Source organism: Nocardia sp. NPDC058666 (genome assembly GCF_042714895.1).
GTDB lineage: Bacteria > Actinomycetota > Actinomycetes > Mycobacteriales > Mycobacteriaceae > Nocardia.
In genome coordinates this window covers 963292-977545 of record NZ_JBHXRY010000001.1, presented here as the reverse complement: position 1 = coordinate 977545, position 14254 = coordinate 963292, and the positions used below count along the sequence as shown (strand labels likewise).

General features: G+C 68.2%; 14 protein-coding genes. 5 read left to right on the top strand and 9 right to left on the bottom strand.

Going from position 1 to position 14254, the window contains the following annotated elements; genetic code table 11:
- Window positions 1-10 precede the first annotated feature (10 nt).
- Window positions 11-2206, bottom strand: coding sequence for a protein kinase (locus tag ACFWVD_RS04455; protein WP_379240527.1), 2196 nt, complete (start codon window positions 2204-2206; stop codon window positions 11-13).
- Window positions 2207-2360: 154 nt separating this feature from the next.
- Here ACFWVD_RS04455 and ACFWVD_RS04450 point away from each other — a divergent pair, with 154 nt between their 5' ends.
- The gene (locus ACFWVD_RS04450; RefSeq protein ID WP_379240526.1) at window positions 2361-3257 is read left to right on the top strand and encodes a hypothetical protein; all 897 of its coding nucleotides are present in this window, start codon (window positions 2361-2363) and stop codon (window positions 3255-3257) included.
- 10 nt (window positions 3258-3267) lie between these two features.
- Here ACFWVD_RS04450 and ACFWVD_RS04445 read toward each other — a convergent pair whose 3' ends face one another.
- Entirely contained in the window at window positions 3268-3933 is a 666-nt protein-coding gene (locus ACFWVD_RS04445) for a response regulator (protein ID WP_379240525.1), read from the bottom strand.
- 191 nt (window positions 3934-4124) lie between these two features.
- Window positions 4125-5288: a histidine kinase gene (locus tag ACFWVD_RS04440; RefSeq protein WP_379240524.1), complete on the bottom strand. Its 1164-nt coding sequence runs from the start codon at window positions 5286-5288 to the stop codon at window positions 4125-4127.
- Between the two features lie 167 nt (window positions 5289-5455).
- Between ACFWVD_RS04440 and ACFWVD_RS04435 the strand changes: the two genes are divergently transcribed.
- Both ACFWVD_RS04435 and ACFWVD_RS04430 read left to right on the top strand, forming a co-directional pair.
- A complete protein-coding gene (locus tag ACFWVD_RS04435) occupies window positions 5456-6199 on the top strand; it encodes a hypothetical protein (RefSeq protein WP_379240523.1) in 744 nt (247 codons plus the stop codon).
- Between the two features lie 39 nt (window positions 6200-6238).
- Window positions 6239-6670, top strand: a complete 432-nt coding sequence (locus ACFWVD_RS04430) for an SRPBCC family protein (RefSeq protein ID WP_379240522.1) — start codon at window positions 6239-6241, stop codon at window positions 6668-6670.
- A gap of 291 nt (window positions 6671-6961) precedes the next feature.
- Here ACFWVD_RS04430 and gatA read toward each other — a convergent pair whose 3' ends face one another.
- Together gatA and gatC are read right to left on the bottom strand one after the other, a co-directional pair.
- Complete coding sequence (gene gatA / locus ACFWVD_RS04425) at window positions 6962-8449, bottom strand: Asp-tRNA(Asn)/Glu-tRNA(Gln) amidotransferase subunit GatA (RefSeq protein WP_379240521.1); 1488 nt, start codon at window positions 8447-8449, stop codon at window positions 6962-6964.
- Window positions 8446-8742 (bottom strand): Asp-tRNA(Asn)/Glu-tRNA(Gln) amidotransferase subunit GatC, encoded by a 297-nt coding sequence (gatC, locus tag ACFWVD_RS04420; RefSeq protein WP_266291832.1) that lies wholly within the window; start codon window positions 8740-8742, stop codon window positions 8446-8448. Before gatC ends, gatA begins: the two co-directional genes overlap by 4 nt.
- Before the next feature lie 234 nt (window positions 8743-8976).
- On the opposite strand from gatC, the gene ACFWVD_RS04415 reads away from it, so the two are divergent.
- On the top strand, window positions 8977-9627 hold the full coding sequence (locus tag ACFWVD_RS04415) for an amino acid-binding protein (RefSeq protein ID WP_379240520.1): 651 nt from the start codon (window positions 8977-8979) through the stop codon (window positions 9625-9627).
- A gap of 27 nt (window positions 9628-9654) precedes the next feature.
- Here the strand turns inward: ACFWVD_RS04415 and ACFWVD_RS04410 are convergent, their stop codons facing one another.
- The 3 genes from ACFWVD_RS04410 to ACFWVD_RS04400 form a co-directional block, all read right to left on the bottom strand.
- A complete protein-coding gene (locus ACFWVD_RS04410; RefSeq protein WP_379240519.1) occupies window positions 9655-10167 on the bottom strand; it encodes a GNAT family N-acetyltransferase in 513 nt (170 codons plus the stop codon).
- 90 nt (window positions 10168-10257) lie between these two features.
- On the bottom strand, window positions 10258-10602 hold the full coding sequence (locus ACFWVD_RS04405) for a hypothetical protein (RefSeq protein ID WP_379240517.1): 345 nt from the start codon (window positions 10600-10602) through the stop codon (window positions 10258-10260).
- Window positions 10603-10696: 94 nt separating this feature from the next.
- Window positions 10697-11896: an ATP/GTP-binding protein gene (locus ACFWVD_RS04400; protein WP_379240516.1), complete on the bottom strand. Its 1200-nt coding sequence runs from the start codon at window positions 11894-11896 to the stop codon at window positions 10697-10699.
- A gap of 203 nt (window positions 11897-12099) precedes the next feature.
- On the opposite strand from ACFWVD_RS04400, the gene ACFWVD_RS04395 reads away from it, so the two are divergent.
- Window positions 12100-12453, top strand: a complete 354-nt coding sequence (locus ACFWVD_RS04395) for a hypothetical protein (RefSeq protein ID WP_379240515.1) — start codon at window positions 12100-12102, stop codon at window positions 12451-12453.
- Between the two features lie 15 nt (window positions 12454-12468).
- On the opposite strand, the gene ACFWVD_RS04390 is transcribed toward ACFWVD_RS04395, so the two are convergent.
- Complete coding sequence (locus ACFWVD_RS04390; protein ID WP_379240514.1) at window positions 12469-14202, bottom strand: protein kinase; 1734 nt, start codon at window positions 14200-14202, stop codon at window positions 12469-12471.
- Between the last annotated feature and the right edge of the window lie 52 nt (window positions 14203-14254).

Sequence of the window (14254 nt, the reverse complement as noted above, 5' to 3'; positions counted from 1 at the left end):
CACGTCGCGATCACAGGTCGACGTCGTTCCACCACGCGATGACGTCGTCCTGTGCGGTGGGGCGCGGGGCACCTGCCGCACCGCTGCTTCCCCGACGACTCACCACGACAACATAATTGGCGCGGTCGGAGTCCTCGGGGAAGCTCAGCACCTGGTGCGCGGTCTGGGTGCGGGGATTGGCCGGGTCTTGAATGACCCACCGCCGCAACGAGAACGGCACCCCATCCTTGTCCCCCTCGCTGCGAATCGGCCCCGGCATGGCCTCCGCCACCGATCGCGCCTGCCCGGCGTCGGCGTACTCCAGAACGAGATAGCTCACCGCACCCGGCTGACCCTCGGCTCCCCTGCACTGCCACCCGACCGTGATCGGACTCCATTGCAGCGCAGTCTCTTTCCACTCCAACTCGCTGACATGCCGCACCCCCACACACCGCGCCCCCTGATACCCCATCCCATCGCTCATCTGCCCCTGCGGCACCAGGGTCGGAAACACCCGCCGACTACCCGCGAACGAATCCCCCACGGCCACCACCGAACTCGACGGCCCGTGCGCACCCGCACTCGACTCGAAGTCACCGTCGTCATCGCCGAGAAACGCCACCACCACGATCCCGGCCAACGCCACCAACACCACAACAAGCGCCACCAACAACACCCACCCGAACCGCCGCATCCCCGAAACCCGCCGTGGCACCGGCCAATGCCCCCGATGCGGACCAACCCACGCCCCCCGCACAGGACCCCCAGGTACTGGCCCGCCCGCAGTTCCGAGCGGCAGGGGCCCGCCGGGTTGCCCCGAACCGCTCACCTGTGGTGGACCGACCTGCTGACCCACCTGGTTCACCAGGCCCGGCTGACCCAGCTTCGGCACAATGCCCGCGGGAGCCGCCTCTGACGGGCCCGCGAGCGACGTCACTGTGGTCAAGGCCGCCGCGTTCGCCGCGTCCACATCACCGGCACCAGGCGTCGCCAGGACATCCGTTGCCGCCGTGGCAGATACCTCTTCTGCGGTACCGGATGTCTTCGCGTCCGACTTCGGCTTTTTCTCCAGAGATGGTGGCGTGGACATCGCCGCGGCGTCGCCGCTCGGCCCGGAAGGCGCAACCTCAACAGGCGGTGCTGCAGCAGGCGACGCGACCGCGGCAGCCGGCACGACTGGCGGCGGTGCAGAAGCCTGAGCCGGGGCCGCCGGCGGTGGGACAGCAGCGGGCGGGCGCGGAGGCTGCCAATTAGGTTGTGGCGCAGGCTGCATCGGCGACCCCTGATAGCCCGGAGGCGCCATCCCCGGCTGCGGGAACGGCGCGGGCCCGCCCGCAGGAGGGTAGTACCCAGCCGCAGGATTCGCCGGTGGCCGCGGCAAAACAGGCGGCGTCGTGGAAGTCAGCGCCTGACGAGCCGCCTTGGCAAACGCCACGCACGAATCGAACCGCGCCGCAGGATGTTTCGCCATCGCGGCAGCGAGCACCGCATCCATGCTCGGCGGCAGCCCAGCCCGCCGCAACGCGAGGGGCGGTGGCGGACCGTACAGCGTCCCGCGGATGATCTCGTTCGGATCCACCGAATCGAACGGCGCGATCCCGGTGAACAACCAGTACAGCGAACAAGCCAACGAATACTGATCCGACCGGTGATCCAGTTCCGAACCCGTCATCTGCTCGGGAGACGCGTAAGCCAGTGTGGCGGTGAACATTCCCTGCTGCGTCAGGTGCGTGGAGTCCGCGCGCAGACGGGCGATGCCGAAGTCGGTGAGAAACACCCGCTCCCCCTGCCCCCCACTCGAGCGGGCCAGCAAGATGTTGGCGGGCTTCACATCTCGGTGCAGCACCCCCCGACCATGCGCGTAATCCAGTGCGTCAGCGACACCTTCGATGATCTGTACCGCACGCTCGGGCGGCAAAGCCATCGGGTCGACAGTGGCGGCGTCGATCCCGTCGACGTACTGCATGCTGATCCACAGCTGCTCCCCCTCGGTCCCACGATCGAACACCGTGACAATGCCGGGGTGGTCCAGTCCCGCCGCGAGGTCGGCCTCCCGTTCGAACCTGGCGCGAACCCGCTCGTCGGCGAACAGATCCCGGTTCAACAGCTTCAGCGCGGTCAGTCGATCCAGGCGCGGATGCCGGGCCAGATACACCGTCCCCATGCCGCCCTGGCCCAACATCGCCTCGATGGTGAACCCGGCGAACACCTCACCGATGTCGTGCACCACGACCCCCTTCCGACCGTGTGACCACGTTCATTCGAATTCTCGCCGAAAATCGGTGAAACTTGCTGATAGTCGTCCGGGAGTTTCCGGACGCGCTCGACGAGAAGTTTGCACCGCCGGAGCACGCGTGATGGGTGGTGGGGAGGATTCGGTAGTGAAGTCGACCGGAAAGGCGGCTGCCTGTCGCAGGCTGCTGCTGTGTGTGATGCTGGCGACCGCCGCGCTGTCCACCTCGTGCGCCCAGTCGGGCACCCCGACCCCGATGAGCGCCCCCACGGTCACCGTCAACAGCGAGAACTCTTGGCACCCTGGGCTTTCCATCAAGCAGCCCGACTCGCTGGCCTCGGAGTTCACCCAGTTGCAGGGCAGGCTGCCCGGGCAGGTGGGTATGGCGTTGATGCCGGTCGGCGGCGGCCGGATGACCATCTACGGTGATTGGTCCACCGGCATCGCCTGGTCCACGATCAAGATCCCGCTGGCGGTGGCCGCGTTGCGTCACGACCAGGACCAGTCGATCTTCGAGATGGTGCAGGCCGCGATCACGGTGTCGGACAACGACGCCGCCTACGGCCTGTGGGAATCGCTGGGTAACGCACCCGAAGCCGCGCAGGCCGTGCAGCAGATCCTGGACGAGGCCGGCGACACCCCCACCGGCGTGGCGGGCACGCACACCGAGCTCGACGACACCGCATTCGGCGGCACCGAATGGTCGCTGGCCAACCAGGTCCGGTTCGCGTCGCGGCTGCCGTGCCTGCCGCAGGCCGAGGTGGTCACCTCGCTGATGGGCGAGATCAGCGAGGACCAGAGCTGGGGTCTTGGCCTGCTCGACAACACCGAGTTCAAGGGCGGCTGGGGTCCCGACGACGTCACCGGGGTCTACACGGTGCGCCAGTTCGGCCTCATTCCCGTCGGCAGCGGGCAGCTCGCGGTAGCCCTTGCCGCGCAGGCGGATTCGGGCTCGTTCGACGACACCACCGCCCTGCTGGACCGCATGGCGCTGCTGCTGGCCCGGCACCTGCCGAACCTGCGCGGCGGGGTCTGCCCGCGCTGAGCACACCGGCTCAGCCGGGAACGACCAGGCCCGATTCATACGCCAGCACCACCGCCTGGGCGCGGTCACGCAACCCCAGCTTCGAGAACACCTTGGACACATGGGTTTTCACGGTCTGCTCGGCCACGAACAACGCCGTGGCAATCTCGGTGTTGGACAGGCCCTTGGCCACCAGCTCCAGCACCTCGCGTTCGCGCGGGGTCAGCGTGCCCAGCGCGGGCGAGGGGGCGGTGCGCACGCTGTTGCGCCTGCGGGTGACGTCGGCGATGAGCCTGCGCGTGATGGTCGGCGCCAGCAGCGCCTCCCCGTCGGCGACCACCCGCACCGCGCGCACCAGCTCCTCGGCGGGCGCGTCCTTGAGCAGGAACCCGCTCGCGCCGATGCTCAACGCCTCGTAGACGTAGTCGTCGATGTCGAAGGTGGTCAGCATCAGCACCCGCACCGGCGGATCGAAATTCGCGGACAGGATCGCGCGCGCGGCGTCGAGACCGTTCATCTGCGGCATCCGCACATCCATGAGCACCACGTCGGGCCGCAGCCGCTTGGCCTCGGCCACCGCCACTTTCCCGTCGGGCGCGTCGCCGACGACGCTGATATCGGTCTGCGCACCCAACAGAGCACCGAAACCCTGGCGCACCATCGCCTGGTCGTCGGCGATCAACACGGTTATAGCCACCCGGCCCACCTTAATGCGCCCAGCCACCGAGCGTTCCCCCGTCTTCCGTGCACGGCTGCGGCAACGCGAGGGTTTCGCATAATGGGCTCAGCCAGGACGCGGCCCAAAGGCTTTCGCGCACGGCAGCGACGAAGGTTTCGTGGGCACTGCCGCGACGTACTTCTTCGCACGGCCGCAGTGCACGTAATGCCTTACGAGATAGGTAGTTTCACCGCGACCTCGAATCCGCCGGCCGCAGTAGAGCCCGCGTGCAGCTCACCGCCGACCGCCACCACCCGCGTGCGCATCCCCTCGATCCCGTGCCCGCCGCCCGCACCCGGCTGCGACACCGTGGCCGTCGCGTCATTGCGCACGCGCACCGACACCATCCCCGGCTCGACCGCCAACTCCACGTGCACCGCCGCCCCCGGCGCGTGCCGCGCACAGTTGGCCATCGACTCCTGCACCACCCGATACACCACCAACCCGGTCGTGTCCGGCACCGATGTCAACTCCCCGCTCACCGACCACTGCACCGGCAATCCCGCCCGCAACGCCGACTCACACAACGCCACCACGTCCGCCGCCCGCGGCTGCGGTGCGTGCTCGGGCAACTGGCCATCGCTGCGCAACACCCCCAGCAGCCCCCGGATCTCGTTGAGCGCGGTGCGGGCCGTGGCCCCGATGGATTCGAATTCCGCGCGCGCGGCCGGGTCCAGATCGGCGATCCGATACGGCGCGGTCTGCGCCTGCACCACCACCATCGACATGTGATGCGCGACCACATCGTGCAGGTCACGCGCGATCCGCGCCTTCTCCTCGAGGATCGCCCGGCGTGCCCGCTCGAGCTCGGTCACCTCTTCCTGACGTTCCAGCTTGCGCCGCGACGCCAGCAGGATCCGCACCAGATACCCGAACAGCGCCAGGGCCCCGAACCCGATCGCCCACCCCCACAGCGGCCCCTCCGCGGACCCGGGCATGGTCGTGGCGAACAGCATCGAGGTGGCCGCCCACGCCATCACCACGATCGGCACCGAGGCACGCAGTGCCACCGCGAACAGCAGCACAAACAGCACGATGATGTGCACCACCTGGAACGGCAGATCGTTGTCCGCGCCCGGCTGCAGGCCCACCGAGATCAGCAATGCCGCGCCCGCGGAGATCGCCCACCCCATCGCCGGGTTGACCCGAACGAACAGAATCGGGAACACCGCCAACCCCGCCAACAACGGCGCGGCGACCGGCGACACCTCGTGCGTGACGAACAGCGTCGGCCAGGCGATGCTGTACAAAACCAACGCGACCAGCACCGTTGCGAAATCGAACCAGGTTTGCGGGGATATTCGGCGCGCGGCGGGCAGCTGTGGTGCGGTCATACTCCGAAGCCTACGAACCGTCCGGTCAGCGGACCTCATACCCACGAACCGAATGCGACCCCCTACCCTGGTGTGACCCCGGCGCCGGGTCTGCCACCCGCGCGCCCCGTTGAACCAGTCCGCAGTGGGATGCCCACCGCGTGACGTGCTCTTTATCGTCGGAGGCCATGAACACCCCGCTTCGCCAGGTACCCGCCTCTTCCGACGCCCGTACCGCAGATTCCGCCTCCGTTCCCGCGCAGCACCGCCGTCGCAGTGGCGTTGCCCTGTGCACGGCCGGGCTGGCCATGGCCGCCGCCGTGGTCATGTCGGCACCGGGTGCCATGGGTGGCACCACGCCGAACACCGAGAACGCCGTGGCCGCCGCCGCGGTGCACGCGCTGATCGACGACAGCCCCGACGCCACCTCGCTGATCCCGCGCGACTTCGGCTACAAGTTCGGCTACGACCCCGCCGACCAGGCCGGTCTGCTGGTGAACCCGAACGGTGACTGCTCCTCGCCGGTGACCCTGCCCGCCGAGTTCGAGCCCGCCTGCAAGGCGCACGACCTGGGCTACGACATGCTGCGCTATGCCGAACGCCTCGACGAACCGCTGGGTCCGTGGGCCCGCCGCTCGGTGGACGCGGCGCTGAACCGGCGCATCCACGCGGCCTGCGAACTGCGCGACGACGAGTTCTCCCGGGCCCGGTGCAATGTGATGGCCGACATCGCGTTCACCGCCGTCGACGTGAATTCGCGCCGCCAGGAGTACGCGGCACCGGTGGTGGAGAACGTCTTCGCCCAGACCGACCCCGCCGACCGCCCCAACCTGTGGCCGCTGGCCCGCACGGTACTGGGTTTGTTCGCGGTGACCGCGGCCTCGGCCGTGATCATCGACGCGCTGCGCAAGCTGCGTCGCCGCTTCGTCTGACCACTTGCCGAAAACTAGAACATGTCCTAGTTTTCACGCATGTCTCTAGTCATCGACGAAACGATCGAGATCGACGCACCCGCCGCGAAGGTGTGGGAGGTGCTCACCGATTTCGACCGCTACGGCGAGTGGAACACCTTCTGCTACGAGGCCGCGAGCACCCTCGAACCCGGCTCGACCATCGACATGAAGGTCCAACTGGGCGCCAACCGCCGCCCCCAACGCGAATGGATCCGCACCCACACCCCCGGCGTCGAGTTCAGCTACACAATGAAGCCGGTACCGCTGGGCGCCCTGCACAGCCTGCGCTCCCACACCGTGGTCCCCCTCGGTCCTGACCGTTGCCGCTACGAGTCCCGCTTCACCCTCGCCGGCTGGCTCAGCCCCGTGGTGAACCTGGCGCTGGGCAAGCACCTGCGCGCGGGGTTCGGCGCGATGACGCGGGGCGTTGCCGATCGGGCTGTCGCCTGAGTCGTCGGCACCCACGCTGAGCGGACACTATCGGCACAAACGGTTCCGATTTCGACCGTTTCGTCGAATAGTGGGCGCTGAGCGTGGTGACCCACCAGTGGACCGCGCCGGCAGAGCGCGCAACCGTCCGGCTGTGGGGGTAACACAGCGCTCGGCTCATGCGCGGGAGGTAGTGCAGGGGCGGACGCTCCTTTGGAATGCACGTTTCGTTGTACTGCGGCAGCCGTGCACGAAAAGCGGGGCGCACCAGGCTGTTTCAGCCCGATACGCCCCGCTTCGGAACAGCTTTTCTCAGACCGCCCCAGGCGTCGGCAGCGCCCCGCGCGCCACCTCGTAGGCAGCACCGACCCGGTACAGGCGGTCGTCGGCCAGGGCGGGCGCCATGATCTGCAGACCCACCGGCAGGTTGTCGTCGGCCGACAGACCCGACGGCACCGACATGCCGGGATGCCCCGCCAGGTTGGTGGGCAGGGTGCACAGATCCGACAGGTACATGGCCAGCGGATCGTCGACCTTCTCGCCCAGCTTCCACGGCGTGAACGGGCTGGTCGGCGAGACGAGCACGTCGACCTTCTCGTAGGCCGCGTCGAAGTCGCGCGCGATCATCGTGCGGACCTTCAGCGCCTGACCGTAGTAGGCGTCGTAGTAGCCCGCCGACAGCGCGTAGGTGCCGATCATGATGCGGCGCTTGACCTCCGGGCCGAAACCGGCCTCGCGGGTCGCCGACATCACCTGGTCGGCGCTGTGGCTACCGTCGTCGCCGACGCGCAGGCCATAGCGCATGGCATCGAAGCGCGCCAGGTTCGACGACACCTCCGACGGCATCACCAGGTAGTACGAGGACAGCGCGTACTCGAAGCTCGGGCACGACACCTCGATCACCTCGGCGCCCAGTTCCTTCAGCACCGCGACCGCGGCATCGAAGGAGGCCAGCACGCCGGATTGGTAACTGTCGGAATGCAATTCGCGCACCACACCGACCCGCACACCGGTCAGGTCACCGTTGGCGCCCTGCAGCGCGGCCTGCACGACCGGCGCGACCGGCACATCGCGCGAGGTGGAGTCACGCGGGTCGTGCCCGGCGATCACCTCGTGCAGCAGCGCGGTGTCCAGCACCGTGCGACCACACGGGCCACCCTGGTCCAGCGACGACGCGCACGCGATCAGGCCGTACCGGGACACGGTGCCGTAGGTGGGCTTGACGCCGACCGTGGCGGTGACCGCGGCGGGCTGACGAATCGAGCCACCGGTATCGGTGCCGATGGCAAGGGGCGCCTGGAACGAGGCCAGCGCGGCCGCCGAACCGCCACCGGAGCCACCGGGGATGCGGGTGGTGTCCCACGGGTTGCGGGTCGGGCCGTAGGCGGAGTTCTCAGTGGAGGAGCCCATCGCGAACTCGTCCATGTTGGTCTTGCCCAGAATCGGGATGCCCGCGGCGCGCAGCCGCGCGGTGACCGTGGCGTCGTACGGCGACATCCAGCCTTCGAGGATCTTCGAGGCGGCCGTGGTCGGCATGTCGGTGGTGGTGAAAACATCCTTGAGCGCCAACGGAACTCCCGCCAGCGACGAGGCGGGCGTCTCCCCCGCGGCCAGCGACGCGTCCACCAGAGCAGCCGCGGCGAGAGCTTCGTCACCGGCCACGTGCAGGAAGGCGTTCAGTTCGCCGTCGACCTTGCCGATGCGGTCCAGATGCGCCTGGGTGACCTCGGTCGAGGACACCTCGCCGCCGTGGATCTTGCTCGCCAGCTGCGCCGCCGACAGCTGCGTCAGATCAGTCATTCGCCCTCTCCCAGAATCTGCGGGACCAGGAAACGCTGTTCTTCCACCGCGGGCGCCTGGTCCAGCGCCTGCTCGGGGGTCAGGCCGGGGATGACCACATCGGGCCTGGTCACGTTCGTCGTCGGGTTCGGCGACGCGGTGGCGGGGACGTCGGCGGCGACCTCGGTAATGGTCTGCACGTGGCTGAGGATCGAATCCAGCTGACCGGCGAACTGGTCGAGTTCGGCGTCGGTCAACGCCAGCCGGGACAGCCGGGCGAGGTGAGCGACCTCGTCACGGGAGATTGCGGGCACCGCGGGACCCCTTTCGGCTTCGGTGGGCAGTAGTCGGTACAGCCTAATTGGCTGCCCTGACAGGTTTTGACGCGCCCGTCCCAGACGTCGGACGCACCCGCCTCACACGAAAGTTCGCGCATGTCGCGTCGATGGGGTCATACTTCGGGTCGATAACCCGCGTTCAGGGGTGTAAGTATTGCTTCACCGGGTATTCGTCTCGAACAGCCCCGGCCGGCAAGGAAAGGAACGCACGTGTCATACCTGCTCCGCGTGCAACTTCCGGATCGACCGGGAAGCCTCGGCTCCCTCGCACTCGCCCTCGGCGGGGTCGGCGCGGACATTCTCTCGCTGGACGTCGTGGAACGCGGCGCCGGTTTCGCCATCGACGATCTGGTCGTGGAGGTGCCCACCGGCGCACTGCCCGACACTCTGATCACCGCCGCGGAATCCGTGCGCGATGTGAGCGTGGACTCGATCCGCCCGTACTCCGGCGTACTCGACACGCACCGCGAGCTCGAGCTGATCGACCAGGTCGCCAGCGCCCGCGACGACCGCCTCCAGGTCCTGGTCGACGGCTGCCCCCGCGTGCTGCGCGTGGGCTGGTCCACGATCATCGGCATGGGGCCCACCGGCGCGTACCGAATCGTCGGCAGCCCGAGTGCGCCTGAGACACAAGCGGGTTCAGCCCCCTGGATGCCGATCGAGAAGCCGCTGTGGCTCGACGGTGACGCCGAGTGGGTGCCGCAGATCTGGCGCGACATGGACACCAAACTCGCCGCCGCTCCGCTGGGCAGCACGGGCAAGGCACTGCTGCTCGGCCGACCCGGTGGGCCGGACTTCCGCCCGTCGGAGGTAGCCCGACTCGGTTACCTCGCGGGCATCGTGGCGACCGTCCTGAACTGACCGAAGACTGCCGCCGCGAGTCAGCCGTCAGCTCAAGGCAAGTCGCATCACGAACAGCTGCAACCCGTCATGGGTGGCCCAATTGCGTTCCGGCACAGCGACAAACCCCAGCCGCTCATACAGGCGATGCGCGTCGACCATCGAGAACATGGTGGTCAACGCCACCGCTTCGTACCCACCCGTTTTCGCCTCGTCGATGACAGCGCGCACCAGCTCGGTACCAACCCCGAGCCCCCGCGCCTGCTTCGACACAGCCAGCATCCGGAACTCGAGCTCCCCCGGCCGAGCGATCTCCGCATAAGGCGTACCGGGCCTGGCCACAGTCAACGACCCGACAACCTGCCCCTCGTGCACGGCGACAAGCACCTCGGCCTCCGCCGCCCGATGCCCGACATCAGCGAGTTCGCGCACATAGTCGTCCCCATCGGTGACGTACCCGTCCCCCACATACACCTCAACGGTCAGCGCGGCGATCGCGTCGTACTCGTCAGGATGAGCGGAACGGATCAACAGTCCGGCTTGGTCGTGGTTGCCATGCATCCAGGCATGATCGCACCCGAACAAATGTGACCCCGACCGCACCCGGACTAACTCGCTACGAATGCGACGGTAGACCCCGCCAGGCCCGATTCAGGAGCCCAGGTAGGGGCGAAGTCCTGGGTGGTCGGCGTGCCAGTTGTCGGGGTTGTGGGGTGGGTAGGCGATGGTGAGGTGGTCGCCGATGGCGGGCCAGTGCGCGGCGTCCCACACGAAGCGGCGGTAGACGACCTTGCCGGTGATCGTGGGGCCGGTGATGGTGCCGGTGATCGTCACGTAGTGCTCGCCGGTCATCTCGGGCAGCGGGCTGACGCCGGTGATGTACAGCGAGCCGTGTTCCAGGCTCGCCCTCGGCCGGCCGGACCGTCCGGCGACAACGGCACCGATCGTCACCGCCAGCATCGTCACCATCGCGACCGCCATCACCACTTCGAGCATGCGTTCATGCTATGCCCCGGCATTTTCGTCCACTTCGTCGCCGTTGGGTCGAAAATCGGGGGTAGCGGACGGCCGATTGGTCGATTACGCCGGTCTACAGCGGCGTGAGCTCGCTGACACCCAACTCCCGACGCACCTGCCACACCGCGGTGCGGGTGCGCTGCGAGCGCCCGTTGCCGCGGTCGATCAGGGTGCGGTTGGCGGTGGTGTAGATCAGTTGTGCGCCACGGGCATTGGTCTCGGGGTTCTGGAACAGTTGGACCAGGCGATCGGTCTCCTCCACCGGCAGACCCGCACCGAGATCGTCGACCGCGAGGACCTGACCGGTGTCGAGAGCTTCCAGCATGGCGGGCAGCACACGCAGCAGCGAGCGGGTGGCGGTGGATTCGTCGGCCAGTTCGAACGGCACGTCGATGCCCTCGTGCACCAGACTCAGCCCCGCACCGCGACGATCCACCATCCGCCGGTACAGCGCGTCACGCGCCGCACGCAACGTACTGAGCTCACGCTCCACCAGAATCTGATCGACATCACCACGATCGAGATGACCTGCCAACGCACCGATTTCGGCATCGAGGTCACGCAGGTAATCGGCGTACATCGGATCGTGTTCGGCGACAAGCAGATCCTCGATCCCCAGATCGGCCGTGCGCAACAGCATCAGCAGCCGCACGGCATTGTCGGGCGAACGCGAGATGTGACTGCCGAGATCATGGGCGAGCGCATCGCTGTCGATATCACCCTGCTGCACAACCAGATTCGCCGCGAACCACCGATACGCGGGCACCAACGCCTCCGCGTACATCTGCCCCGCCAAACTCAACAGCAACGCGCTGGGCCGCAACAACGGCACCAACGCCGCCACCCCGTACCGGGCCGCTTCGAACATCGGCCCGATCTTCACCTCGTCGCCTTCACGCTCGAACACGATCCGCTTGCGCGACCGCGGATGCGTATGCAACCACTCCGCGACCACATCGGCGTTGTCGAGCCGGAACCCATAGGTGTAGGGCACGCCCTCCGCGACGAACCCGGCCACGAATTCCGTTGGCTGATCGGCGAACCCGAGATGCGGTCGCCGCACCGGCCCCGCGTACGGATCCCATCCGCTCACCGAGTGCAACACCGCGTCGCGCATCTGCCCGAGCGCGTCGATCAAGCTCGTCTTCCCCGAGGCCGCCACCCCGTGCACGGCCGTGACCGGCACCGCCAGCGGCCCGGCCCCCTTCGTCAGCCGCAACTGCTGAGCCTGCGCCAACGATCCATGGTTGGTCACCTGAAAACTGCGCAGCAAGGGTCCGCCTCTCCGAGATTCTTGGCAAGACTAAGGGACGGTAGGACTTACCGACGCGGCAGGCGGTCGGGCGTGGCGAGGTCAGCGCACGGTGCCGGATGTGGCGATGGTCGGGCGGGACACGGCCGGAAGGACTAAGGTGCTGGGCACTGCGGCTGGCATGTCGCGGTGTGGACGTTCGGCGATGAGGACAGGTGCGCGTGATGGCGGTTCGGATGATGGTTCGCGGAGTGATCGTTGCGGCGGCGACGGCTGGAACACTGGTTCCCGCCGCCCTGTTGACCGCACCCAGCGCAATGGCCGACCCGTGCCCGACCGGCACCGCCCGCGTGTTCCTGGGGAACTCGACCAATTCGTGCCAGGGCGCCGGCTCGGTGTCCTACACCGACGCCCCCGTGTCGAAGGTCTGCTCGATGTCGGGCACCGACGTGACAGTCGAGATCCGCACCAACATCAAGAAGCGCCCCCTGCGCACCCAGGAACTGAGCAACGGCCAGTGCGCGTCCTTCGACATGAAGACCCAGATCGGCAACACGGTCACCGTCACCGCCAACTGACCGTCGCGCGGCCGGTCACCGGCCCGGGTGCCGCCACAGCGCCATCAATCCTGTTGTCACGGCGGTGATCGCCACGATGCTGTAGACCACGGCGCCGGGCACGTCGGGGACGTACGGATCGATGGTGGTGTCCCGCAGGATCTTGTACTTCAGGTCCCACGAGTACAGTTGCAGCGACTGCAAGATCGTGATCCCGACCAGACCGGCGCTGCCGAGGGCAACCGCCCACCGGCCGAATCCCTTCCTGGCCAGCAGTCCGGCCGCGCCGATCGACAACAGGACCGCGACGGCGGCCACCCCCACGGTCAGCACAGCGAGATCTTCGACCGGCAGCGGACCGTACCCACCGGTCATCTGATACGAAGGCCCACCTTCGTCCCTCGCGCGGATCTGCGCCCACAGTCGGTACGCCCCGAAAGCCGCGTACAGGCCACCGGCGAGCGCGACGCAACTCAGTGCGATGACCACCCGACTTGACCGCGTCGAGCGGCGGACCGGGTTTCGCTGGGCAAGTTCGGAGCCGGCCTGACGCGGCGCGCGCGAATCCCGGGACACCGAAGCGGAGCGTGCCACCGACCGATCCGGCCGCTCCCGCTCGTCCGACCGCACCCGTTCATCCGATCGCGTCTGTTGGTCGGACCGCACCCGTTCGTCCGGCCGTTCCCGAGGCGGGGTGCGTGGCGCGGACGGTTGCCTCGCGGATCGGCCCCCTGACGCGACCCTGTCCTGCGGCAGTGGGAACGACGCCGGGTGGGCAGGCCGCGGGCCGCGCATCGCGGGCGGTGCGGGTCGCGCCATCGCCGCGGACTGTTCCCGTGGCCCGGGCGATTCGCGCGGCACCGACCGGGCGGACGCCGTCACCTGCTCGTGGGGCGCGACCCGCGTGGGTGCCCGCCGCGCGTCCATCGATGCCCCGTCGACTGCCGCGATGGCCGCGGCCGAGAATTCCGTGCAGTTGGCGAAACGGTCCTCGCGGCGTTTGGCCGTGGCGCGAGCGATCACCTCGTCGAGTTGTGCCGGGGCATCGTTTCGGAGCCGACTCAGCGCGGGCAACGGCTGCCCCAAGTGGGCGGCGACGATCTCGCCGGGGCCGCGCCCGGCGAACGGGGGCCGTCCGGTGAGCAACGCGAACAGTGTGCAGGCCAGCGAGTATTGGTCGGCACGGTGATCGACCGGGGTACCGCCGAGCTGTTCGGGGGACGCGAAAGCCACAGTGGCGGTGACCATTCCGGTGGCGGTGAGTTCGGTGGTGGCATCGAGCAGGCGGGCGATGCCGAAATCGGTGAGCACCGCGCGCTCGTCACGGCCGGTGTCAGGCGCGGACAGCAGGATGTTGGCGGGTTTCACGTCGCGATGCAGCACCGCGCGACTGTGGGCGTAGTCGAGCGCGGACGCCGTCTCGGCGACGATCCGCAACGCCCGCCGCAACCCGACATCTCGTGGATCGAGCGCCGAGGCGTCGGTGCCCTGCACGTATTGCATGGCGATCCACAGTTGCCCGTCGTGCATCCCGCGATCGTGGATACCGACGATGCTCGGATGGTCCAGGCGCGCGATCGCCTGTGCTTCCTGCTCGAATCGCCGTCGTAGGTCGGCATCGGACGACACCTCGGGAGCGAGCAGTTTGAGCGCGATCCGACGCTCGAGCCGGGGATGTCGGGCCAGGTAGACACTGCCCATGCCGCCCTTGCCGAGCGTTCCCTCGATGGTGTAGTCGGCGAAGGTCTGGCCCTCTACGAGCTGAACCACTCCGCCCCCATGCCTTTCCTCGAACAGGTCTACGGCCAGTGTAGTCAGACGG

Bases quoted from the DNA above. Each gene is read 5' to 3' on its own strand.
- ACFWVD_RS04440 (WP_379240524.1), bottom strand. From the start codon at position 5,288: ATGACCGCACCACAGCTGCCCGCCGCGCGCCGAATATCCCCGCAAACC.
- ACFWVD_RS04435 (WP_379240523.1), top strand. From the start codon at position 5,456: ATGAACACCCCGCTTCGCCAGGTACCCGCCTCTTCCGACGCCCGTACC.
- ACFWVD_RS04430 (WP_379240522.1), top strand. From the start codon at position 6,239: ATGTCTCTAGTCATCGACGAAACGATCGAGATCGACGCACCCGCCGCG.
- gatA (WP_379240521.1), bottom strand. From the start codon at position 8,449: ATGACTGATCTGACGCAGCTGTCGGCGGCGCAGCTGGCGAGCAAGATC.
- ACFWVD_RS04410 (WP_379240519.1), bottom strand. From the start codon at position 10,167: ATGCATGGCAACCACGACCAAGCCGGACTGTTGATCCGTTCCGCTCAT.
- ACFWVD_RS04405 (WP_379240517.1), bottom strand. From the start codon at position 10,602: ATGCTCGAAGTGGTGATGGCGGTCGCGATGGTGACGATGCTGGCGGTG.
- ACFWVD_RS04395 (WP_379240515.1), top strand. From the start codon at position 12,100: ATGGCGGTTCGGATGATGGTTCGCGGAGTGATCGTTGCGGCGGCGACG.